This window comes from Delftia sp. HK171, from assembly GCF_001886655.1.
GTDB classification, from domain to species: domain Bacteria; phylum Pseudomonadota; class Gammaproteobacteria; order Burkholderiales; family Burkholderiaceae_C; genus Comamonas; species Comamonas acidovorans.
Genome location: NZ_CP018101.1, coordinates 4,363,660 through 4,385,245, shown reverse-complemented (window position 1 = coordinate 4,385,245; position 21,586 = coordinate 4,363,660). Strand labels below are relative to the sequence as shown.

Annotated in this window: 17 protein-coding genes and 2 riboswitches; of the genes, 5 read left to right on the top strand and 12 right to left on the bottom strand. The window is 67.6% G+C overall.

The genetic code is table 11. From position 1 onward, the window contains the following. Positions 1-35: 35 nt before the first annotated feature. The 8 genes from BO996_RS19750 to gcvT form a co-directional block, all read right to left on the bottom strand. On the bottom strand, positions 36-1,274 hold the full coding sequence (locus tag BO996_RS19750; protein ID WP_043824703.1) for a high-affinity branched-chain amino acid ABC transporter permease LivM: 1,239 nt from the start codon (positions 1,272-1,274) through the stop codon (positions 36-38). Further along, complete coding sequence (livH, locus tag BO996_RS19745) at positions 1,274-2,200, bottom strand: high-affinity branched-chain amino acid ABC transporter permease LivH (protein WP_012206135.1); 927 nt, start codon at positions 2,198-2,200, stop codon at positions 1,274-1,276. The genes BO996_RS19750 and livH overlap by 1 nt, the downstream gene beginning before the upstream one ends. Before the next feature lie 97 nt (positions 2,201-2,297). Continuing rightward, on the bottom strand, positions 2,298-3,419 hold the full coding sequence (locus BO996_RS19740) for a branched-chain amino acid ABC transporter substrate-binding protein (protein WP_013801936.1): 1,122 nt from the start codon (positions 3,417-3,419) through the stop codon (positions 2,298-2,300). Between the two features lie 340 nt (positions 3,420-3,759). Further along, positions 3,760-4,416, bottom strand: coding sequence for an RluA family pseudouridine synthase (locus BO996_RS19735; protein ID WP_071957170.1), 657 nt, complete (start codon positions 4,414-4,416; stop codon positions 3,760-3,762). Between the two features lie 68 nt (positions 4,417-4,484). Beyond that, a complete protein-coding gene (locus BO996_RS19730; protein WP_043824706.1) occupies positions 4,485-6,704 on the bottom strand; it encodes a PAS domain-containing hybrid sensor histidine kinase/response regulator in 2,220 nt (739 codons plus the stop codon). Between the two features lie 154 nt (positions 6,705-6,858). Continuing rightward, positions 6,859-9,750, bottom strand: coding sequence for an aminomethyl-transferring glycine dehydrogenase (gene gcvP / locus BO996_RS19725; protein WP_071956189.1), 2,892 nt, complete (start codon positions 9,748-9,750; stop codon positions 6,859-6,861). A gap of 71 nt (positions 9,751-9,821) precedes the next feature. Beyond that, a complete protein-coding gene (gene gcvH / locus BO996_RS19720; protein ID WP_012206130.1) occupies positions 9,822-10,196 on the bottom strand; it encodes a glycine cleavage system protein GcvH in 375 nt (124 codons plus the stop codon). A gap of 135 nt (positions 10,197-10,331) precedes the next feature. Continuing rightward, positions 10,332-11,465, bottom strand: coding sequence for a glycine cleavage system aminomethyltransferase GcvT (gene gcvT / locus BO996_RS19715; protein ID WP_442856934.1), 1,134 nt, complete (start codon positions 11,463-11,465; stop codon positions 10,332-10,334). Positions 11,466-11,524: 59 nt separating this feature from the next. Further along, positions 11,525-11,643: riboswitch (glycine riboswitch) on the bottom strand. 15 nt (positions 11,644-11,658) lie between these two features. Continuing rightward, positions 11,659-11,770, bottom strand: a riboswitch (glycine riboswitch). A gap of 169 nt (positions 11,771-11,939) precedes the next feature. On the opposite strand from gcvT, the gene BO996_RS19710 reads away from it, so the two are divergent. Further along, the gene (locus BO996_RS19710) at positions 11,940-13,544 is read left to right on the top strand and encodes a fatty acid--CoA ligase (protein WP_071956187.1); all 1,605 of its coding nucleotides are present in this window, start codon (positions 11,940-11,942) and stop codon (positions 13,542-13,544) included. Positions 13,545-13,571: 27 nt separating this feature from the next. Here the strand turns inward: BO996_RS19710 and BO996_RS19705 are convergent, their stop codons facing one another. Next, complete coding sequence (locus BO996_RS19705; RefSeq protein ID WP_071957169.1) at positions 13,572-14,501, bottom strand: LysR family transcriptional regulator; 930 nt, start codon at positions 14,499-14,501, stop codon at positions 13,572-13,574. A 98-nt stretch (positions 14,502-14,599) separates the two neighbouring features. On the opposite strand from BO996_RS19705, the gene BO996_RS19700 reads away from it, so the two are divergent. Further along, complete coding sequence (locus BO996_RS19700; RefSeq protein ID WP_071956186.1) at positions 14,600-15,091, top strand: DMT family transporter; 492 nt, start codon at positions 14,600-14,602, stop codon at positions 15,089-15,091. A gap of 51 nt (positions 15,092-15,142) precedes the next feature. On the opposite strand, the gene BO996_RS19695 is transcribed toward BO996_RS19700, so the two are convergent. After that, positions 15,143-16,852: a sensor histidine kinase gene (locus BO996_RS19695; protein ID WP_442856933.1), complete on the bottom strand. Its 1,710-nt coding sequence runs from the start codon at positions 16,850-16,852 to the stop codon at positions 15,143-15,145. A 367-nt stretch (positions 16,853-17,219) separates the two neighbouring features. Here BO996_RS19695 and BO996_RS19690 point away from each other — a divergent pair, with 367 nt between their 5' ends. From BO996_RS19690 to BO996_RS19680, 3 genes are all read left to right on the top strand, one after another. Continuing rightward, a complete protein-coding gene (locus tag BO996_RS19690) occupies positions 17,220-17,675 on the top strand; it encodes an Lrp/AsnC family transcriptional regulator (RefSeq protein ID WP_012206124.1) in 456 nt (151 codons plus the stop codon). A gap of 5 nt (positions 17,676-17,680) precedes the next feature. Beyond that, the gene (locus BO996_RS19685; protein ID WP_071956185.1) at positions 17,681-18,448 is read left to right on the top strand and encodes a helix-turn-helix domain-containing protein; all 768 of its coding nucleotides are present in this window, start codon (positions 17,681-17,683) and stop codon (positions 18,446-18,448) included. A gap of 84 nt (positions 18,449-18,532) precedes the next feature. Then, complete coding sequence (locus BO996_RS19680) at positions 18,533-18,889, top strand: VOC family protein (protein ID WP_071956184.1); 357 nt, start codon at positions 18,533-18,535, stop codon at positions 18,887-18,889. A gap of 52 nt (positions 18,890-18,941) precedes the next feature. On the opposite strand, the gene BO996_RS19675 is transcribed toward BO996_RS19680, so the two are convergent. Both BO996_RS19675 and BO996_RS19670 read right to left on the bottom strand, forming a co-directional pair. Further along, entirely contained in the window at positions 18,942-20,423 is a 1,482-nt protein-coding gene (locus BO996_RS19675) for an amino acid permease (protein ID WP_013801947.1), read from the bottom strand. A 251-nt stretch (positions 20,424-20,674) separates the two neighbouring features. Then, on the bottom strand, positions 20,675-21,565 hold the full coding sequence (locus BO996_RS19670; RefSeq protein WP_071956183.1) for a LysR family transcriptional regulator: 891 nt from the start codon (positions 21,563-21,565) through the stop codon (positions 20,675-20,677). Between the last annotated feature and the right edge of the window lie 21 nt (positions 21,566-21,586).

Here is a 21,586-nt window from a genome sequence, read left to right as displayed (position 1 = left end):
ATCTGTTGTCCCAAAAATCATGGTGTCGGCATGCCTCATGAGCGCACCTCCACATGGTGGCGGCGCATGGGCAGCAGGCCCTGCGGGCGCCAGATCATCATCAGCACCATCACCAGGCCGAAGATCAGCATGCGGTACTCGGAGAACTCGCGCGCCAGCTCGGGCAGCACCGTCAGCAAGATGGCCGCGATGATCACGCCCAGCTGCGAGCCCATGCCGCCCAGCACCACGATGGACAGGATCAGCGCCGATTCGATGAAGGTGAACGATTCGGGGTTGACGATGCCCTGGCGCGCCGCGAAGAAGGCGCCGCCCAGGCCGGCGAACATGGCGCCCAGCGTGAAGGCGGACAGCTTGATCTTCATGGGGTTCAGGCCCAGGGAGCGGCAGGCGATCTCGTCCTCGCGCAGCGCCTCCCAGGCGCGACCTATGGGCATGCGCACCAGGCGGTTGGAGATGCACAGCGTGATCACGGCCAGCAGCAGCGCCATCAGGTACAGGAAGATCACCATGTGCAGCGAGCTGAACTCCAGCCCCAGGAACTGGTGGAAGGTCGTGCCTCCCTCGGTGGAGGGGTTGCGCGTCATCTCCAGGCCCAGCACCGTGGGCTTGGGGATGCTGGAGATGCCGTCCGGCCCGCCCGTGATGCTGGTCAGGTTGACCAGCATCAGGCGGATGATTTCGCCGAAGCCCAGTGTCACGATGGCCAGGTAGTCACCGCGCAGCCGCAGCACCGGAAAGCCGAGCACGAAGCCGAACATCGCGGCAGCGGCGCCAGCCAGCGGCAGCGCTTCCCAGAAGGACCAGCCGGCCCAGTGGAACAGCAGCGCATAGGTGTAGGCGCCCACGGCGTAGAAGCCCACGAAGCCCAGGTCCAGCAGGCCGGCAAAGCCCACGACGATGTTCAGGCCCAGGCCCAGCATCACGTAGATCATGGCCAGCGTGGCGATGTCCACCGCGTTGCGGCCCGCGAAGAAGGGCCAGGACACGGCGATCAGCAGGGCGGCCAGGATCAGGCCGTTGCGGTGGCTGGGGCGTGCGTGTGGCAGCGAGGGCAGCGAGACCTTGGGCATCTTCGCCGCGATCAGCGGGCGCAGCAGCTGCACCAGGAAGACCAGGGCGCAGGCCCAGGCCACCACCGTCCAGTCGGGGTTGATGATGGTGCGGGTGCCGGCGCGCTCCAGGTGCAGGCCGAAGATGGGCGTGACGACCACGGCGGTCATCACCGTGGCGATCAGGGCGTCGCGCAGGTTCAAGGTGGGTTTGGCTTTCATCAGACCTTCTCCACTTCAGGCTTGCCCAGCAGGCCCGTGGGGCGGAACAGCAGGATCAGCACCAGCAGGCCGAAGGCCACGATGTCCTTGTACTCGGACGAGATGTAGGCTGCCGCAAAGGTCTCGGCCACGCCCAGCAGCACGCCGCCCAGCATGGCGCCGGGGATGGAGCCGATGCCGCCCAGCACCGCCGCCGTGAAGGCCTTGATGCCGGCCAGAAAGCCGATGAACGGGTTGAGCTTGCCCACGGCCAGCGCGATCAGCACGCCGCCCACGGCCGCCAGCATGGCGCCGAGCACGAAGGTGAACGAGATCACGCGGTTGGTGTCGATGCCCAGCAGGCTGGCCATGTGCATGTCCTGGGCGCAGGCGCGCGAGGCACGGCCCATGCGGGAATGGCGGATGTACAGCGTCAGCAGCACCATGAGCACGATGGCGACCACGATGATCAGGATGCGCGAGTAGGGCACATAGATCTCGAAGCCACCTTCGGCGCCGAAGCGCAGCGCGCCCGGCAGCAGCGAGGGCACGGCCATGTCGCGCGCGCCCTGGCCCAGGGCCACCCAGTTCTGCAGGAAGATGGACATGCCGATGGCCGAGATCAGGGCCACCAGGCGCGGGCTGCGGCGCAGCGGCTTGTAGGCCACCTGTTCCACCACCAGGCCGTAGACGCCGGTGACGAAGACCGACACCACCAGCATCAGGCCGATGATGGCCCACACGGGCAGGCCGCTTGTCGTGCCGATGGCCGACAGCGTGACCAGGCCGATGTAGGCGCCGATCATGTAGATGTCGCCGTGGGCGAAGTTGATCATCCCGATGATGCCGTAGACCATTGTGTAGCCGATGGCGATCAGGGCATAGATGGCGCCCAGGGACAGTCCGTTGAACAGCTGCTGTATCAGCTGAGGTAAGAGTTCTGACATGGTGTAATGCCGCCCCAAAACAGGAAAAGGCCTAAAAGGCCAGGATGCAGACAACCGGGACACGCGCAAGCGTGCCCCGGCCAGTCAACGAGGGGGATTACTTGGCAGCGACCGACTTGCTGCCGTCCTTGTGCCATTCGAACACCTGGAAGTCGAAGGACTTCAGGTCGCCCTGCTTGTTCCAGCCCACCGAGCCCAGAACGGTCTCGAAGTTGGACTTGTGCAGGTGGTCAGCCACCTTGGCGGGGCTGTCGCCCACGGCCTTGATGCTGTCCAGCAGCACTTGCGTGGCGGCAAAGGCGGTCAGCTGGAAGGCGCCCGAAGGATTGCGCTTCTTGTCCTTGAAGGCCTTGACCACGGCGGCGTTCTTGGGGTTGGCCGAGAAGTCTGCAGGCAGGGTCACCAGCATGCCTTCGACGGCGTTGCCGGCGATGGCATTGACTTCGGGGTTGCCCACGCCTTCGGGGCCCATCATGCGGACCTTCAGGCCCTGCTCGGAAGCCTGGCGCAGCAGCAGGCCCATTTCAGGGTGGTAGCCACCGTAGTAGATGAAGTCCACACCGGCGCTCTTGAGCTTGGTGATGACGGCGGAGTAGTCGCTGTCGCCGGCGTTGATGCCTTCGAACAGGGCCACTTCCACGCCGGCCTTCTTCAGGTCGTCGCGCACGGAGGAGGCAATGCCCTGGCCATACGACTGCTTGTCGTGCAGCACGGCAACCTTCTTGGGCTTGGCCTTGTCCAGGATGAACTTGGCGGCGGCCGGGCCCTGCTGGTCATCGCGGCCGATGGTGCGGAAGATGAAGTGGTAGTTCTTGCCGTCGGTCAGGGCCGGGGAGGTGGCCGAGGGGGTCACGACCACCACGCCTTCGTTGTTGTAGATCGGGGCGGCGGCAATCGATGCGCCCGAGCAGACGGGGCCGATCACGTAGCCGATCTTGGCATTGACCACACGGTTGGCGGCCACGGGGCCTTGCTTGGGTTCGCAGGCGTCATCGACGGACACCAGCTCGATCTTCTTGCCATTGACGCCGCCAGCCGCATTGGCCATTTCCACGGCGGTGTTCACGCCTTCCTTGACCATGTCGCCGTACTGCGTCAGCGGGCCGGTGGTGGGAACCACCATGGCGATCTTGATTTGCGCATGCGCTGTGGAGAACAAGGCGGCACCAGCCAAACCCAGGGCGGCGACGACGGTGTGCATGCGGAACGGAATGCTCATGAGTACTTCCTTCAACTTTGGGTAAAGCGTTCTGAAAAACGCGGTGGCTCCTGTAGGGGCGATCCGCGCAAAGAAGCACAGATTAATCTCCTGGTTACCAATGGCAACAGGGTATCCCGGGGCTGGCGCGCATGCAGGCTTTTCGCTAAGGGCTGGATGCCATCGCAGGCCGCTTGTCAACGCCGGTTTTGGGCGACGAAAACGCCTGATGCCGACGGTGCACCCAGACGGTGCTGCATGAAACCAATATGACCGACTGCAAGAAGGGGAAACACGTACACGGAATGTTGCATTGCAGCAACGCGCCAGACGGCGCCGGTTTGCGTGTTTCTGCGGTGGATCAAAACGGCACAGCGGATTCGAAACGCAACGTTTGGCCCGACAGGGGATGGGCCAGCTCCAGCTGGTGCGCATGCAGCAGCAGGCGCGGCGACAGGGCCTGCACGGCGGCATCGGCATAGAGCGCATCGCCCAGGATGGGATGGCCCAGCGCCGCCATGTGCACGCGCAACTGGTGGGTGCGGCCCGTCACGGGCTGCAGCTGCACCCGCGTGGTGGGTGTGCCCTGGCCTTCGGTGGCTGCGGGCATGGCGCGCCACAGGGTCTGGCTGGGCTTGCCCTGCAGGGCGTCGATGATGCGCAAGGGTCGCCGCTCCCAGTCGGCGGCTATCGGCAGGTCGATGCTTTGCCAGGCGTCGGCCTGCTGGGCGTCCGGGCGGCCGGCGACCACGGCCACATAGCGCTTGTGCACGCGGCGCTGCGCAAAGGCTTCGCTCAGGAGGCGCTGGCTGGCCAGGCTGCGCGCCATGACCACCAGGCCCGAGGTGGCCTGGTCCAGCCGGTGCACGACCAGCGCATCGGGCCAGCGCTGCAAGGCGCGGCCGCTCAGGCAGTCCTGCTTGTCGGGGCCGCGCCCGGGCACGCACAGCAGGCCGGAGGGCTTGTCCAACACCAGCAGCTCGGCGTCCTCGTACAGGCAGGAGACACCTGCATCGATATCTGCATCGGCATCGGCAGCAGTACCAGCACCGCTGCACTCCTGCGGCGTTTCAGTGTTCAAGCCGCTCACCGTTCATTCAGGAGCCTGTGCACGGTGGCGCACAGCTCCTCCACGTCATTGGGCTTGTGCACCAGGGCCCGGGCGCCAGCGGCCATGGCGGCCTGCTCGATCTCGGCGGTGATGTAGCCCGAGGCCAGGGCAATGGGCAGCAGGGGCTGGATGGACAGCGCCTCGTACACTAGGTCGATGCCGCTGTAGCCGGGCATGTTGTAGTCGGTGACCAGCAGGTCGTAGTCCTGCGGGGCGGCGCGCAGCGCCTCGGTGGCCTCGTGCGGATCGGTGAAGCCGCTGACCTGGTAGCCGCGACGGCGCAGCAGGCGCTGCACGAGGAAGACCAGGGCCTGGTCGTCGTCCACGTACATCACATGCTGCTGTGCGGCCTGCGGGTCGGGCAGCAGGGCGAACTGCGGGCCGGTCGGGGTTTCTGCGGCTGCCAGCGGCTCGGGCAGGCTGGGCGGCGTTTCGGCCACGGGCGCCTGGGCAGGTGCGTACTCGGCGGGCGCCAGGGCGTCGGCCGGGGGAAAGTACAGCGTGAAGCGGCTGCCTTGTCCTGGAATGCTGTACACGTCCACAGCGCCGCCGTGGTTGCGCATGACGCCGTGCACGACGGGCAGGCCCAGGCCCGTTCCCTGGCCCACGGGCTTGGTGGTGAAGAAGGGCTCGAAGATGCGCTGCAGCGTGCGCGCATCCATGCCGGGGCCGTTGTCCTGCACCGACAGCGCCACGTAGCTGACGGGCGGCAGGCCCAGGCGCTCGCACAGGCGCTGGTCGGGGCGCACCAGGTCGGCGTCCATCTGGATCAGGCCGCGCCGCTCACCCAGGGCGTGCATGGCGTTGGTGCACAGGTTGAACAGGGCCTGCTCCACCTGCATGGCGTCGGCCAGCATGGGGGGCAGCTGCGGCGGCACATGCACCTGCAGCTCCACGGCGGGCGGCAGGGTCACGCGCAGCAGCCGCGCCGTGTCGCCCATGACTTCGCGCGCCTGCACGGGCTTGCGCTGGGGCGGCTCGTTGCGGCTGAAGGTCAGGATCTGGCGCACCAGGTCGCGCGCGCGGCGGCCGGCCTTTTCGATCTCCTGCAGGCTTTCGATGGCTGCGGCATTGCCGCCGCAGTCGGCCTTGGCCAGCTCCACGTTGCCCAGGATGGCGCCCACGATGTTGTTGAAGTCGTGCGCAATGCCGCCGGCCATGGTGCCCAGGGCCTGCATCTTGTGCGATTCGCGCAGCTGGTCTTCCAGCTCGTTGCGCTGGGCCTCGGCCTTCTTGCGGCTGGTGAGGTCGCGCGCGAACACGGTGGTGGTCTCGCCGCCGCTGTGGTGCTCGAAGGAGACACTGACCTCGACCGGAATCTCGCGGCCGCTGGCCGTGCGCGCCGTCATCTCGCCCAGCACGGCCTGCGTGGTCAGCGGTGCAAAGGACAGGGCCTGTGCCGCATCGGGCAGGAAACGCTCCAGCGGACTGCCCAGCGCGTCGTGCGGCGGGCACAGGAACAGGGCGGCGGCCGTGGGATTGAACACGGTGATGCGCTGGTCCGAGTCCAGGCAGATGATGGCGTCCAGCGCCGAGTTGATGACAGATTCCAGCCGCCGCTCGCTCAGGAACAGCTGGTGGTTGCGCTGCTGCAGCGCCAGGCGCTCGGCCAGCAGAGGGCCCTGGTCCACCACGGCGCACAGGTACTGGGCAATGGGCGGGCCGCTTTGCTGGGGGATGGCGATGCAGGCCACGTGCAGGTCGGCGCGCAGCTGGTGCTGCTCGGTGATCTCGAAGCAGACCTCGTGGGCCTCGGTGCGGCCCAGCTCGCGTGCGGCGGAGAAGGTCTCGCGCACGCGCTCGGCGTCGTCCGGGTGCACGAAGGGCGCGAAGTTCACCAGCAGCCGGTCATGCTCTGAGGGCTGGAAGGCGCTGTGCGCCATGGCGTTGGCCTGCACCACCATGTCGTGCTCGTCCACCACCAGCAGGGGCAGGGGAATGCTGGCGAACAGGGCCTCGAAGCGCTCGGAGGCGCTTTCGGCCACGGCCTGGCTGTAGTCCAGCACGCGGTTCTGGATTTCCAGTTCGCGCTGGTAGTTGCGCAGCTCGGCCACCAGGGCCTGCAGCGGGTCGTCTTCGGGCTGGAAGAGGGGGAAGCGTTCGACGGGGGGCAGGTCGGCGCCGGGCGCCAGCAGCGCATGCAGGGGCAGGTGCTCGTCGTCGCGAGGCGGATCGGAATGGTCTGGGCTGCTCATCGCGGGCTGGCGCTGGGGAAAGCGGCACATGCCGCACAAATCCTGGTGGCCCGCGCCCGGCGTCCGGCAGATTACCGGAGCCCGGCGCGGGCAGGGCCGCAGTGTACGCGCGCCAGGCGGGGCGCCACAAGCGCCCCTTTCGGTGGCAGGTGCTTCAGCTCAGGTAAGCGTCCACGGGGATGCAGCTGCAGTACAGGTTGCGGTCGCCGTAGACGTTGTCCACGCGGCCCACGGGGCACCAGTACTTGGACTGGCGCAGGGCAGCCACCGGGTAGGCAGCGGCCTCGCGGCTGTAGGAGTGGGCCCATTCCGAGGCCAGCAGCGTCTCGGCCGTGTGCGGCGCGTTCTTGAGCGGGTTGTCGTCCTGGGGCAGGCTGCCCTGCTCGATGGCGCGGATTTCCTCGCGGATGGCGATCATCGCGTCAACGAAGCGGTCCAGCTCGTACAGGCTTTCGCTTTCGGTGGGCTCCACCATCAGCGTGTTGGGCACGGGGAAGGACAGCGTGGGCGCATGGAAGCCGTAGTCGATCAGGCGCTTGGCCACGTCCTCGGCCATCACGCCCGTGCTTTCCTTGAACTGGCGCAGGTCCAGGATGCACTCGTGCGCCACATGGCCGTGCTCGCCCGCGTACAGCGTGGGGTAGTGGTCGCGCAGCCGGGCGCTGATGTAGTTGGCGCTGAGGATGGCGGTCTCGGTGGCCAGGGTCAGGCCCTGGGCGCCCATCATGCGGATGTACATCCAGCTGATGGGCAGCACGGCTGCATTGCCCAGCGGCGCGGCGCTGATGGCACCCGTGCCGCCCGCGAGGCCTGCCGTGGCATGGCCGGGCAGGAAGGGGACGAGGTCCTCGACCACGCAGACCGGGCCCACGCCCGGGCCGCCGCCGCCGTGCGGAATGCAGAAGGTCTTGTGCAGGTTCAGGTGGCTGACATCGCCGCCGAAGCTGCCCGGCGCGGCCAGGCCCACCAGGGCGTTCATGTTGGCGCCGTCCACGTAGACGCGGCCGCCATGGTCATGCACCAGCTTGCACAGCTCCTTGACCTGGGTCTCGAACACGCCGTGCGTGCTGGGGTAGGTGATCATGATGCAGGCCAGGTTGGCACTGTGCTGCTCGCACTTGGCCGCCAGGTCCGCCATGTCGACGTTGCCGTTGGCATCGCATGCGGTGACCACCACCTGCATGCCCACCATCTGCGCGCTGGCGGGGTTGGTGCCGTGGGCGCTGCTGGGAATCAGGCAGACGTTGCGGTGCGACTGGCCCCGGCTCGCATGCCAGCCCTTGATGGCCAGCAGGCCCGCGTACTCGCCCTGGCTGCCGGCATTGGGCTGCAGGCTGATGCCGGCGTAGCCCGTGGCCTGGCACAGCCAGTCGCGCAGCTGCTTGTCCAGTTCCGCATAGCCCTGCTGCTGGTCGGCCGGGGCAAAGGGGTGCACCTGGGCGAACTCGGGCCAGGTGATGGGAATCATCTCGCTGGTGGCGTTGAGCTTCATGGTGCAGGAGCCCAGCGGGATCATGCTGCGGTCCAGCGCCAGGTCCTTGTCCGACAGCTGGCGGATGTAGCGCAGCATGGCGGTCTCGGAGCGGTGGGTGTTGAACACCGGGTGCGTGAGGAAGTCGCTGCTGCGGCGCAGGCTGTCAGGGATCAGCGGCTCCACGCCCTTTTCGAAGGCGGCGAAGCTGGGCAGGGCCTGGCCGTCCCTGGCGAAGATCTTCCACAGCAGCTCGACATCGGCGCGCGTGGTGGTCTCGTCCAGCGAGATGCACAGGTATTCCTTGAAATACACGCGCAGGTTGGCGCCCAGGGACACGGCACGCTCCACGATGGCCTGCGTGGCCGCACCCGTGTGCAGGCTCAGCGTGTCGAAGCTGGGCACCTCGCGCAGCGGCGCGCCCAGCTCGGCCAGGCCGCGCGCCAGGATGGCCGTGTACGAGGCCACGCGGCGGGCGATGCGCTCCAGGCCCTCGGGGCCGTGGTAGACGGCGTACATGCTGGCCACGACGGCGGGCAGCACCTGGGCCGTGCAGATGTTGGAGGTGGCCTTTTCGCGGCGGATGTGCTGCTCGCGCGTCTGCAGTGCCAGGCGGTAGGCGGGCTTGCCATGCACGTCCACGCTCACGCCGACCAGGCGGCCGGGCAGGGAGCGCTTGAACTCGTCGCGGCAGGCCATGAAGGCGGCGTGCGGGCCGCCGGCGCCCATGGGCATGCCAAAGCGCTGGGTGGTGCCCACCACGATGTCGGCACCCCATTCGCCGGGCGGCGTGATCAGGGTCAGCGCCAGCAGGTCGGTGGCCACGATGAAGGCGGCCTGCTTGCCATGGGCCTTGTCCACGTCGGCGCGCAGATCGTCGATGCGGCCGCTGGTGGCGGGGTACTGGGCCAGCACGGCGAAGTAGTCGCCCTCCATCAGCTGGTTCCATTCCTCCAGCGAGTTGGCCAGCTGCACCTCGATGCCCAGCGGCGCGGCGCGCGTCTGGATGACCTCGATGGTCTGGGGGTGGGCATCGCCCGCCACCACGAAACGGTTGCTCTTGTTCTTGACGGAGCGCTTGGCCAGCGTCATGGCCTCGGCGGCCGCCGTGGCCTCGTCCAGCATGGAGGCGTTGGCAATCGGCATGGCCGTCAGGTCGCAGACCATGGTCTGGAAGTTGACCAGGGCCTCCATGCGGCCTTGCGAGATCTCGGCCTGGTAGGGCGTGTAGGCCGTGTACCAGGCGGGGTTCTCCAGAATGTTGCGCAGGATGACGCCGGGCGTGTGCGTGCCGTAGTAGCCCTGGCCGATGAAGCTTTTGAGCAGCTGGTTGCGGCCTGCCAGCGCCTTGAGTTCGGCCAGCGCCTGTGCCTCGGTGGCGGCCGGCGGCAGCGCCATGGGCTGGTGGCGCCGGATGGAGGGCGGGACGATGGCGTCGATCAGCGCATCGCGCGATGCCGCGCCAATGGCGCTGAGCATGTGGGCCTCGTCTTCGGGCGCGATGCCGATATGGCGGGCCACGAATTCGGTGGCGTTCTCGAGGGCGGCAAGGGGCTGGGTGGAGGACATCAGCATGGAGGGACCTGTCTCAAAAGCTGAAAAGCGCCAGGGCGGGCCCTGGCGCCCGTCCTGGCCGGAAAGTGGCGTCAGTTGCTCTGTGCGAAGGCCGTGTAGGCGGCTTCGTCGAGCAGCGCGGCCAGCTGGCCTGCGTCGCTGAGCTTGACCTTGAAGAACCAGCCTTCGCCCAGCGGGTCGCTGTTGGCCAGGGAGGGGTCGTCGCGCAGGGCTTCGTTGACTTCGACGATCTCGCCGCTGACGGGCATGTAGACATCGGCGGCGGCCTTGACGGACTCGACCACGCCGGCCACGTCGCCCTGGTTGAAGCTGGTGCCCACGGCGGGCAGATCGACGAACACCACGTCGCCCAGCGCATCCTGCGCGTGGAGGGTGATGCCGACAATGGCCGCGTCAGGGTTGGCGGCGTTGATCCATTCGTGGTCCTTGGAATACTGGATGCTCATGGCTTGCTCCGATAGAAACTGAAAAGAAACCTGTGAAAGGCGGTTTGAGAAAGGTCAGTGCGCACTGTAGCGGCATGCGATGGCAGGAAAAACGAATCCGCCGAACTCGGTCCACGCCAAGCGCGCAGGCTGTCCTCAACCGCGGTGATAGCGTGGGGGCACGAAGGGCGTGGCCTGCACCTGCATGGGCACGGCCTTGCCGCGCACCATGGCCTGCAGCGTGGTGCCGATGGCGGCGCTGCCCGGCTCCACATAGGCCAGTGCCACGGGCTGGTTCAGCGTGGGCGACAGCAGGCCGCTGGTGACCTGGCCGACCTTGCGGCCGCTGGCATCCAGCAGTTCCGTGCCTTCGCGCACGGGCACGCGCTCCAGGGCCACCAGGCCCACGCGCTTGCGCGTGAGCAGCTCGGGCGCCTGCAGCTGGGCCAGCACGGTGGCCGCGCCGGGAAAGCCGCCTTCGCGCTCGCCACCAATGCGGCGGACCTTCTGCACGGCCCAGTTCAGGGCGGCCTCGGCCGGGGTGGTGGTCGTGTCCAGATCGTTGCCGTACAGGCACAGGCCGGCTTCCAGGCGCAGCGAATTGCGCGCGCCCAGGCCCACGGGCCTGACTTCGGGCTGGGCCAGCAGGGCTCGGGCAAAGGCCTCGGCGTGGCTGGCGGGCAAGGAGATCTCGAAGCCGTCCTCGCCGGTATAGCCGCTGCGCGTGATGTACAGCTCGGCGCCTTCCCAGTCGAAGTGGCCGCCCGTCATGAACACCAGCCCGGCCGTGTCGGGCAGCAGGCGCTCCATGGCGGCTGCTGCCTGCGGGCCCTGCAGCGCCAGCAGGCCCCGGTCGAACTGGGGCTCGATTTCACAGCGCCCGCCAATGCGGGCCTGGATGTGCGCCAGGTCTTCGAGCTTGCAGGCGCCGTTGACGATCAGGAACAGGTCGTCCTCGCGGCGCACGAACATCAGGTCGTCCAGGATGCCGCCCGCGTCGTTGAGCAGCAGGCCGTAGCGCTGGCGGTGTTCGCCCAGGCCCAGCACGTCCATGGGCAGCAGCGATTCCAGCGCCGCGCCGGCATCCGGGCCGCGCAGGCTGATCTGGCCCATGTGCGAGACATCGAACAGGCCTGCCGCCTCGCGCGTGTGCAGGTGCTCGGCCATCAGCCCCTGCGGGTATTGCACGGGCATGGAGTAGCCGGCAAACGGCACCATGCGCGCGCCCAGTTCCTGGTGCAGGTCGAACAGCGGGGTCTTGAGCAGATCGGTGGTGGAGGCAGCGGTCAAGGAGGGACTCTCTTTTCGGCAAGGGGCAAGGCACAACGCCATCCCGGAATCCCGGGATGTCCTGCCCTGCTGTCCGCTTTACCTGAGAGATTCACCCGCACCTTCCATGCGTGGGGCTTGCTCCTTCGGTGGATGGGGCACACCGCCGTGCCCTGCATCTCTCTCCAGCTAGGAACGCCTGCGGCCGTGGCGGCAGGCGGTGCCAGTCCTTTTGCCTGAGCGTTCGGGGCGAACCCTGCGCCTTCGGCGGTGCCGCTGCCTGTGACCATTGCGGCCGGGCGGGCACTCTCTCCTGACCGGCGCATTCTAGCTGCGGCCAGCGTCCGCGCGGCTTCGGGATTTCCGCGGGCCGGCCCCAACTCCATGCGCTTGCCTGCATGGATGCATTTGCAAATTGCATAACTGTCTAAAAAATCTCCTACATTGAGATGCATCGATATATGAAATCTCGTGAGCGAGAAGGAAGAAGCGCACATGCAGCAGACGCTGGGAGACACATTGGCCTGGCCGGCACGTTACCTGCCGAACAAGGAAGCCCTGGTCGCTTGGGAGGGCGGCGAGCGCCGCGCCTGGACCTACGCCCAGCTCGATGCCGAAGTCAACCGCCACGCCCACGGCCTGGCCGAGCTGGGCATAGGCCATGGCGACGTGGTCGCGGCCTTTCTCTACAACACGCCGGCCTTTGTCTTCACCATGCTGGCGGCCGCGCGCCTGGGCGCCATCTTCAACCCCATCAACTACCGGCTGGCGGCCCAGGAGCTGGCCTTCATCCTCAAGGACGGCGCTGCGCGCGCCCTGGTGTTCGAGCACGAGGGCGGCGAGGTGGCCGCGCGCGCCCAGGCCCTGCTCAAGGCCGAAGGCGGCGGCACTGGCGCAGGCACCGAGCACTGGATCTTTGCCGACGATGCCCCGGCCGACCCGCTGCCGGTCTGGGCCACGCAGCGCCTGTCCGCCCTGGCCTGGGGCCGCAGCAGCGCGCCGCCCCAGGCCCATGTGCGCGAGAGCGACCCCTGCATCCTCATGTACACCAGCGGAACCACGGGCCGGCCCAAGGGTGTGCTGCATACGCACCGCAGCAAGCTGGCGCACAACGCCCTCATGCACCAGACCATGCAGTTCACGCGCGACGACGTGGGCCTGGCCATGGCGCCGCTCAACCACACGGCCGAGCTGCACACCAGCTTTCTGCCGCGCCTGCAGGCCGGGGCCACCCAGGTGCTGCTGCGCCGCTTTGACGTGACCGAGGCCTGGCGCCTGATCCGCGAAGAGCGCGTGAGCTTCTTCTTCGCGGCGCCCACCATGGTCACCATGCTGCTGGCCGACCCCATCGCCTCGCCTGAGCAGGCGCCCGCGCTGCGGCTGGTGGAGTACGGCGGCGCCTCCATGGCGCCGCACCTGATCCGCGAATGGACGCGCAAGGTCGGCAGCGACCTGGTCCAGGTCTACGGCACCACCGAGATGGGGCCCTGCATGTCCATCCTCCTGCCGCGCGAGCAACTCTCGCACGCGGGCTCGGCCGGGCTGCCCTCCATGGGCCATGACCTCATCGTGGCGCGCCTGCGCGAAGACAACGCCCCCACCGATCCGGCCGAGGCCTGCCTGCCCGGCGAGGTGGGCGAGATCCTGGTGCGCGGCCCCTGCATGATGGCCGGCTACCTCAACCGCCCCGACGCCAACACCCGCGCGCTGGCGCACGGCTGGTACCACACGGGCGACCTGGGCCACATCGACGACGATGGCTATCTCTGGATTCGAGACCGCATCGACTACATGATCAATTCGGGCGCCGAGAACGTCTATCCCCGCGAAGTGGAAGACGCCCTGGTCGAGCATGCCGATGTGCTCGAGGTCGCCGTCATCGGCGAGGCCGACGAGCGCTGGGGCCAGATCGTCGCCGCCCACGTGGTCGCCAAGCCTGGCGCCACGCCCACGGCCGAGGCGCTGGACGCCTTCCTGGTCCACGGCGACCGCCTGGCCGCCTACAAGCGCCCGCGCCGCTACCACTTCCGCCAGGCCCTGCCCAAGACGGCCAGCGGGAAGATACAGAAGCAGTTGCTGAGGGTGGTGGTGGCAGCCTGAGGCTGCGGCCTGCGCTTACTCCTGCTCTTACGCCTGTGTTTGCCCCTGCGCAGTACAGCACTGCGCCATCGAGTTGCGCAGCCACCGATGCATGGCATCCCCCTGCTTGCGCACATGCCAGGCCTGCTGGTAGGCAAACCGGGGCAGCTCCAGCGGCGGAGCGAAACGGCGCAGCGTTTTGTGGCGGCGCAGGTCGCCAATGGCGCGGCTGCCCACGGTCAGCACGAGGTCGGTGCCTGCCAGCACCTCCAGCGCCGCGCTCCAGTGGGGCAGGGCCAGCACCACGCGGCGGCTCAGGCCTTGGGCGGCCAGCGCCCGTTCGATTTCCTCGCTGGCGTCGGGCCGCATGGCCAGCATGACGTGCGGACGCTGCAGCCAGTCCTGCAGTGACAGCCCGCCGCGTGGCGGCAGCACGGCCTGGTCGGCCACGCTCACGAACTGTTCCTGGAACAGATCCTGCACCTCGATGCCTTCGGGCAGGTCGGGTGCGTCGGGGAAGGGCCCCAGAGCCAGGTCCAGTTCGCCATCGGCCAGCTGGGTCAGCATCACCTCGCGCGTGGACTGGCTGATGGCCAGGTCCAGCCCGGGTGCGTGCTGGCGCAGATGCCGCATCAGCGGCGGCAGCACGATGCGCGATGCGTAGTCCGACAGCGCCAGCCGCAGCCGTCCGCGTGCGTGGGCCGGGTCGAACTCCGCCTGTGCCAGCAAGCCGTTGAGGCTGCCCAACGCATCCGCCAGCGGTTGCACCAGGCCTTGCGCGCGTGCCGTCAGCGCCATGCGGCCACCGCGCCGCACCAGCAACGGGTCGCCCAGATGCTCGCGCAACTGCGCCAGCGAATGGCTCATGGCCGGCTGGCTCTTGTGCAGCCGCAGGGCCGCGCGCGTCACATGTTTTTCGGCCAGCAGGGCGTGCAGGGCCAGCAGCAGGTTGAGATCGATCCGGCGCAGTTCATCCATGCCATGAATATAGACCGTGCACACAAACGATTTCCATTCATCCAGCAGATGCGAGAGCATTCAGGCATGGATTCACGAACAGGAAAAGGATGCTTTGCATGACAGGACGGAACACGATTTTGGCCATGGCCCCCGTGGGCATGGCACTGCTGGCTGGCGCCATCCTGCCGTTCCAGGCGGCGAGCAACGCCATGGTCGGGCGGGTGCTGGGCCATCCGCTGTGGGGCGCGCTGACTTCGCTGGCCGTGAGCGTGATGGTCATCGTGCCCGCACTCTGGGCCATGCGCGCGCCCACTCCCGCGGTGGCGCAGGCAGTCGCGGGGCCGTGGTGGCTATGGATAGGCGGCGTGCTGGGTGCCATCTATGTGGCCAGTGCGGCGGCCGTGACACCCAAGCTGGGCGCGGGCGGTTTTCTGGTCTGCGTGGTGGCGGGGCAGATCGTGGTTTCGGTGCTGGTGGACCATTTCGGCCTGATGGGCCTGGGCGCCAGGCCGGTCAATTGGTCGCGGCTGGCAGGGGTGGCGCTGATCCTGGGCGGCGTGTTCCTGGTGGTGCAGGGCGGGACGGCCCGTGCAGCGGCGGCCCCATGAGCGCCGCGAGGACGCTCTGCTTCAGCGGCGAAGGCCCCGGCCTTGCCCGCGTCAGGCGGGCATGCCCGGCGGCACGGCGGCCGGCCTTGCCGCTGGTGGACGTTCCTGGCGGGCATCTGCCGTGCCGGGCAGGAACCGGCCCAGCCGGATGACAAAGCAGGCCCCGCCTCCGGCAGCCGGCTGAAAGAACGCGTCGCCTGCGTGCAGCCTGGCGATGCGCCTCACCACGGACAGGCCCAGACCATGCCCGTTGACGCGCCGGGTGGCGCTTGCGCGTTCATAGGGCTCGAAAACCTGTCCTGCCGCTTCGGGCGCAAGGCCCGGTCCCTGGTCGCTGACGGAAATCAGCAGGTCACCGGACGCATCGCAGCGGGCGGCCAGTGTGATGTCGCCCGCCTTGGCATATTTGATGGCGTTGCCGACAAGGTTGGAGATGGCGATGCGCACCAGGACAGGGTCGCATTGCCATTGCTGCGGGCCGTGTTCCAGATCCAGTTTCAGGCGATGCCGCCGGGACCAGCCGACGAGCTCTGCAGACTCCTCCAGGAGTTCATCCAATGGCGTCTGCTCCAGTTGCAGCCGGAACGCGCCCGCGTCCAGCCGGTCGTTGATCAGGCAGGTGTCCACCAGGGTCATCAGCCGGCGCGAGGCCCTGCGTATCTGCGACGCCTGCTCGATGAGGGAGTCCGCGTCCGTCGTCGGGAACGTCTGCAGCTCGGTCGCGGCGCCGTCCACGATGGTGAGCGGGGTGCGGAACTCGTGGTTGATCATGTTGAAGAACTGGCGCTGCTCCAGCCGCATCTCGCGCTCGCTGTGCAAGGCGGTCTGCAAGGCCTGCTGGGCTGCTTGCAGCTGTGCGGTGCGCTGCAGGACCTTGGACTCCAGCTCGCGCTCGGCAGCCTGGGCGCGTGACAGGGCCTGCATCCGCTCACTGCGCAGGGCACGCTCCGCCACCCGCGTGCGGTTGGTCACCGCCATTCCCAGCAGGATGGCCTCGGACACACGCCCGGCAAACCACAGCATCTGGGCCGATGGCAGCGCCACATCCGGCAGCAGGCCCTGGGTTCTCAGCAGGTTCAGGATGCCCAGGGCGGAAGGCACCGCAAACGCCAGCGCGCCCGGCAGGTATTGCCACTGCCTTCGAACCACCAGCAGGTACAGCACGAAGACCGCACCGAACGATGTGGACACCAGGGCCGTGAACACCACGGCACGCGAGATCTGCGGATAGCCCCCCAACAGTGCCAGGCCCAGTGCGATGGCATTCAGCCAGGCCACCACGCTGAAGAGGTGCGCAGCCCAGATCCAATGGCGACGGAACTCGAACAATTGGCTGAAAAACACCGTCGCCACCACACAGAAGCTGCAGTAGGCGATGGACAGCGCATGCTGGGGCTGGTCGGCGCCGGGCAGCCACAGGCCTTCGGGCCGGTAACGGAAAGCAGCGTAGGCAAAGCCGGCTGCCAGGAGCGCGGCGCAAAGAATGTAGAGCCTTTCCCTGAGCCAGCACCACAGGATCAGGCTCATCAGCGTGATGGCCAGGGCCGAGCCCATGTACGCGTAAAGCAGCATGGCGGCCGGCGCCATGCTTCTGCCGGGAAACACCGCAATGCCCTGGGCGGCCTGTGGGTTGGGCAGCAAGCGGGTGAGCAGTGCCAGAAGCGCTGCAGCTGCCAGGGCCTGCACCAGCCATTGCGTTGCAGCACCCGTTTGCCAGTGCTTCCGGCCGCCTTCGGTGGGGTTGTCTTGCGTGTGGATCAAGGGTCCGATTGGTTGATGTGGCGTGCGCCCGTATATGTCCGCCGTGCAGGCTTGCGGGGGGCCATTGTGCACCGGCGGCCATTGCGGGAAAGCGCTGTCTGCCGTCTGCCAGGTGCCCCAATGCAACAGGCCGCCCCGCTGCGGATAAGCGGGGCGGCCTGTAACGGGCTCCTGGTCTGGATCACGCATCCGGGCGCTGGCGGTAGTCGGCGGGGCTGGGTGAATGGTTTTGCTGCGCCGATAAGCGTGCTCCCATGCAGACAAGTGTGCGCGTTTGGTCTCAGAAAATGCTGCTTTATTTCTTCAAAACAGGCGTTGCTACAGAAAATTATTCTGCGCCTGCCTGTTTTGCAGTAGATTGCTGGCCATGGACATCCTCGACAGAAAGATTCTTTCCGCCCTGCAGGCCAACGCGCGCGCCAGCCTGCAGGAAATCGGCGCGGCCGTGGGCCTGAGCGCCTCGCCCTGCTGGGCGCGCATCAAGAAGCTGGAAGAGGCGGGGGTGATCGAGGGCTATACCGTGCGCCTGAACCCGCTGGCGCTGGGCCTGGGCGATACGGTGCTGGTGCAGGTCACGCTGGACAGCCATTCGGACAACACGCTGGAGAAATTCGGCGAGATGCTGGCGACCATTCCCGAGGTGGTGGAGGCGCACCTGGTCTCGGGCGAGTACGACTACCTGCTGCGCGTCGTCGTCAAGGACACGCGTGACTACGAGCGCCTCCTGCGCGAGAAGCTCTACAAGATCAAGGGCATACGCCACAGCCAGTCCAGCTTTGTGCTGCGCACGTTGAAGAAGGCCGACCTGCCGCTGGGGGTCTGAAATCCATGCCCTCTGGCCAGGCGCCGCCGCCCGCCCCCTACCGCGAACACTCCCCGCCGCCCGCCTTGCGGCCGCACTTCCAGTGCCTGTGGAGCAGCACCGTGGCCCCGGACTATGCCGGCGGTTTTCTCGTGGTGCCCGATGGCTGCGTGGACGTCGTCTGCAAGGGCGGGCGGCTGCTCGCCGTGGGGCCTGACAGGGTGGCTGCGCGGCCCGCGCTGGTGCCGGGGTCCGAGGTATGGGGGGCGCGCTTCGGCCCCGGTGCGGCCAGCGCCTGGCTGGGCCTGCCCATGGACGAGATCGTGGGGCAGGCGGTGGAACTGGGCGATCTGCTGGGGCCGCGCGCGCGGGAGTGGGTGCATCGCATCAACGATGCGCAGCCGGGCGCAGGGCAGGCCGTGTTCATCCATGGACTGGTGCAAATGGGCCGCGACGCCCCGGCGCCGGACTGGCAGGCCATGCAACTGTTCAATGTGGCGGCTGCAGCCGGGCGGGATGAATCCGGTGTGCTGGCCGCCATGCGCGCGCAGCTGGACATGCCGGAGCGCAGCCTGCGCCGCTTGTGCCACATGCAGTTTGGCTACGGCCCCAAGACCCTGGAGCGCGTGCTGCGCTTTCAGCGCCTGCTGGCCCTGGCACGGTCTGATCGGCAGGCAGGTCTTGCGGCGCTGGCGGCGGACGCCGGGTATGCGGACCAGGCGCATCTGTCGCGCGAAGTGAGGGCGCTGTGCGGCATCACGCCCAGCGCCGCCATGGCGCAGCTGCTGGATTGAGCAGTCCGGCTGGCCGTTTTGTTCAAGACCGCTGCCACGGCGTGGCCGAAGATGGCGGCCTACCGACATTCAATGGAGCATCACATGGGCATCAGGGGCAAGAACCACCAGATCGACAACATCGAGTTCAACGTGGCCGATATAGCGCGCAGCAAGGCGTTCTACGGCGAGGCCTTCGGCTGGACCTTCACCGACTACGGCCCGAGCTACACCGAGTTCAGCGATGGCCGGCTGACGGGCGGCTTCACCACGGGCGAGGAGGTGCGGCCCGGCGGCCCGCTGGTCATCCTCTACGCCGACGATCTGGCCGAGGCACAGCGCCGCGTGGAGGCGGCCGGGGCCGTGATCAGCCGTGCGGTGTTCGCGTTCCCGGGGGGCCGCAGGTTCCACTTCACCGACCCGGACGGCTACGAGCTGGCCGTGTGGTCGGCAGAGGCCTGAAAGCCAACAGCCCGCATCTGCGGGCTGTTTTTCATGGGGACCGGGCCGGGCGTCAGTCGACGTTGGAGCCCAGCTGCATGTCCTTGTACTTCACGATGTGCGTGCCCTTGACCAGGCGGTAGCCGCCCCAGATCAGCAGGAACAGCGGCAGGCCGATGTAGGTGGCGACCACGCCGGTCCAGTCGATGCGGTCGGCCATGAAGGCCTCGTAGTTCTGGCCCAGGGTGATCACCATGCACAGCACGAAGGCGAAGATGGGGCCGAACGGGAACCAGGATGCGCGGTAGGGCAGCTGGTTCAGGTCCAGGCCCTGGGCCTCGAAGCCCTTGCGAAAGCGGTAGTGGCTGATGGCAATGCCCAGCCAGGCGATGAAGCCCGTCATGCCCGACAGATTCAGCAGCCAGATATAGACCAGCTGCGGGCTGAAGATGTTGGTCAGGAAGCACAGCGCCGCCACCACGGTGGTGGCCAGCAGGGCCAGCGTGGGCACGCCGCGCTTGTTGACATACGAGAACATGCGCGGCGCCATGCGCTGGCAGGCCAGCGTGTAGAGCATGCGCGTGGAGGCGTACATGCCCGAGTTGCCGGCCGACAGCACCGAGGTCAGCACCACGGCGTTCATCACGGCGGCGGCCGACAGCAGGCCAGCGCGCTCGAAGACCAGGGTGAAGGGGCTCACGCTGATGTCGCCCAGATCATTCTTGAGCAGGTGCGGATCGGTGTAGGGGATCAGCAGGCTGATGACCAGAATGGCGAAGACGTAGAACAGCAAAATGCGCCAGAACACCTGGCGCACGGCGCGGGGCACGTTCTTGGCGGGGTTCTCGGATTCGCCAGCGGCAATGCCGATCAGTTCCGTGCCCTGGAAGGAAAAGCCCACGATCATGGCCACGCCGATCAGCGCCGAGAAACCGCCCGCAAAGGGCGCGTCGCCCTGGCTCCAAAGGGCAAAGTTGCCCCAGACGCCTTCAGGTGCGCCGCCCCGCACGATGCCCAGGATCATGAGCACGCCCACGCCGATGAAGAGGATGACGGTGGTCACCTTGATGGCGGCGAACCAGTACTCGGCCTCGCCGAAGCCTTTGACCGAGATGGCGTTGAGGCCGAACATGATGGCCAGGAACAGGGCGCTCCACAGCATGCCGTTGCCGTCGGGGAACCAGTAGGCCATGACCAGCTGGGCGGCCACCAGGTCCACGGCAATGGTGACGGCCCAGTTGTACCAGTAGTTCCAGCCCAGCGCGAAGCCGAAGCCTTCGTCCACATAGCGCGCGCCGTAGGTGGCGAACGAGCCCGAGACGGGCAGGTTCGCGGCCATTTCGCCGAGGCTGGTCATGAGGAAGTAGACCATCAGGCCCACGATCATGTAGGCCAGCAGGGCGCCGCCGGGGCCGGCCTGCGAGATGGTGGCGCCCGAGGCAACGAAGAGGCCGGTGCCGATGGAGCCGCCGATGGCGATCATGGACAGATGCCGCGCCTTGAGTTCGCGCCTGAGCGCGGTGGGAGCGGCATTCTTGGAGTTGTCTGCTGCCATGGATGTGTCGATTGGTGGATCAGATCCCGCGCGGCCGCTGGCCGGCGCGGGGGCAGGAATGCAAAACAGGAAAAACAAAAGAGCCGCTGTGTCGCGGCCCCATCAAGGTGCATGCACCACGAAAAGGCGTGATTGTCCGAGAACGCTGCCATCGTGGAAAGGCAGGAGTTTAATCCCCCTTCACCCACATAAGCGGAACTGAATCCGAACCCACTGTGTGCATGGCGCCACGCCGTCTGCGGCCCGCCTGCCTACCACTGTGTCTGCGCCAGCAGCAGCTGGGCCAGTGCCTTGATGCGCGGCGAGGCCTGGCGCGTGCGCGGGTAGACCAGGGACAGTTCGCGGGCGCGGCCCTCGTGCTGGGGCAGCAGCCGCACCAGCCGGCCCGTCTGCAGGTGCTCGCGCACCGCGAACTCCATGACCTGGGCCACGCCCAGGCCGCCCAGCGAGCCTTCCACCAGCGGGTCGCCGCTGTCGAAGGTCACGGTCTGCGGCGCAGGCCAGTCCAGCATCTCGCCATTGCCGGCCAGGAACTGCCAGGGCACGCGCCGGCCCAGGTAGTGGTTGTAGACGGCCATGCAGCTGTGCTGCGCCAGCTCCTGCAGCGTCTGCGGCGTGCCGCGCGCCGCCAGGTAGGCGGGCGAGGCCACGGTCACCCAGCGCAGCGGCGGCAGGGCGCGGGCAATCATGCGGCTGTCGGCCAGCGGGCCGATGCGCACGGCGGCGTCAAAACCTTCTTCCACCATGTCCACCATGCGGTCGGTGAAGCTGGTGTCGATCTGCAGCTGCGGATGCTCGCGCAGCAACTGCCCCAGCAGCGGCACCAGCACGATGCGGCCCAGCATGGACGGCGCCGTCATGCGCAGCACGCCGCTGGGGGCGCAGCGCCGGTCGCTGACCAGCTGGCGCGCCTCTTCCAGCCCGGCGATCAGCGGTGCGCAGCGGTCCACCAGCGCGCAGCCATCAGGCGTGAGCGAGACGCTGCGCGTATTGCGGTGCAGCAGCCGCGTGCCCAGGTCTTTCTCCAGCTGCGCCACGGCGCGCGAGATGCGGGGCTGGCTGGTGCCCAGCAGCGTGGCGGCCTGGGTGAAGCTGCGGCTTTCGGCCACCTTGATGAGCAGGTGCACGGCGTTGAGATCCATGGCATGTCTCTAGATTCGATT

Bases quoted from the DNA above. Each gene is read 5' to 3' on its own strand.
- BO996_RS19750 (WP_043824703.1), bottom strand. From the start codon at position 1,274: ATGAAAGCCAAACCCACCTTGAACCTGCGCGACGCCCTGATCGCCACG.
- livH (WP_012206135.1), bottom strand. From the start codon at position 2,200: ATGTCAGAACTCTTACCTCAGCTGATACAGCAGCTGTTCAACGGACTG.
- BO996_RS19740 (WP_013801936.1), bottom strand. From the start codon at position 3,419: ATGAGCATTCCGTTCCGCATGCACACCGTCGTCGCCGCCCTGGGTTTG.
- BO996_RS19730 (WP_043824706.1), bottom strand. From the start codon at position 6,704: ATGAGCAGCCCAGACCATTCCGATCCGCCTCGCGACGACGAGCACCTG.
- gcvP (WP_071956189.1), bottom strand. From the start codon at position 9,750: ATGCTGATGTCCTCCACCCAGCCCCTTGCCGCCCTCGAGAACGCCACC.
- gcvH (WP_012206130.1), bottom strand. From the start codon at position 10,196: ATGAGCATCCAGTATTCCAAGGACCACGAATGGATCAACGCCGCCAAC.
- BO996_RS19710 (WP_071956187.1), top strand. From the start codon at position 11,940: ATGCAGCAGACGCTGGGAGACACATTGGCCTGGCCGGCACGTTACCTG.
- BO996_RS19705 (WP_071957169.1), bottom strand. From the start codon at position 14,501: ATGGATGAACTGCGCCGGATCGATCTCAACCTGCTGCTGGCCCTGCAC.
- BO996_RS19700 (WP_071956186.1), top strand. From the start codon at position 14,600: ATGACAGGACGGAACACGATTTTGGCCATGGCCCCCGTGGGCATGGCA.
- BO996_RS19690 (WP_012206124.1), top strand. From the start codon at position 17,220: ATGGACATCCTCGACAGAAAGATTCTTTCCGCCCTGCAGGCCAACGCG.
- BO996_RS19685 (WP_071956185.1), top strand. From the start codon at position 17,681: ATGCCCTCTGGCCAGGCGCCGCCGCCCGCCCCCTACCGCGAACACTCC.
- BO996_RS19680 (WP_071956184.1), top strand. From the start codon at position 18,533: ATGGGCATCAGGGGCAAGAACCACCAGATCGACAACATCGAGTTCAAC.
- BO996_RS19675 (WP_013801947.1), bottom strand. From the start codon at position 20,423: ATGGCAGCAGACAACTCCAAGAATGCCGCTCCCACCGCGCTCAGGCGC.
- BO996_RS19670 (WP_071956183.1), bottom strand. From the start codon at position 21,565: ATGGATCTCAACGCCGTGCACCTGCTCATCAAGGTGGCCGAAAGCCGC.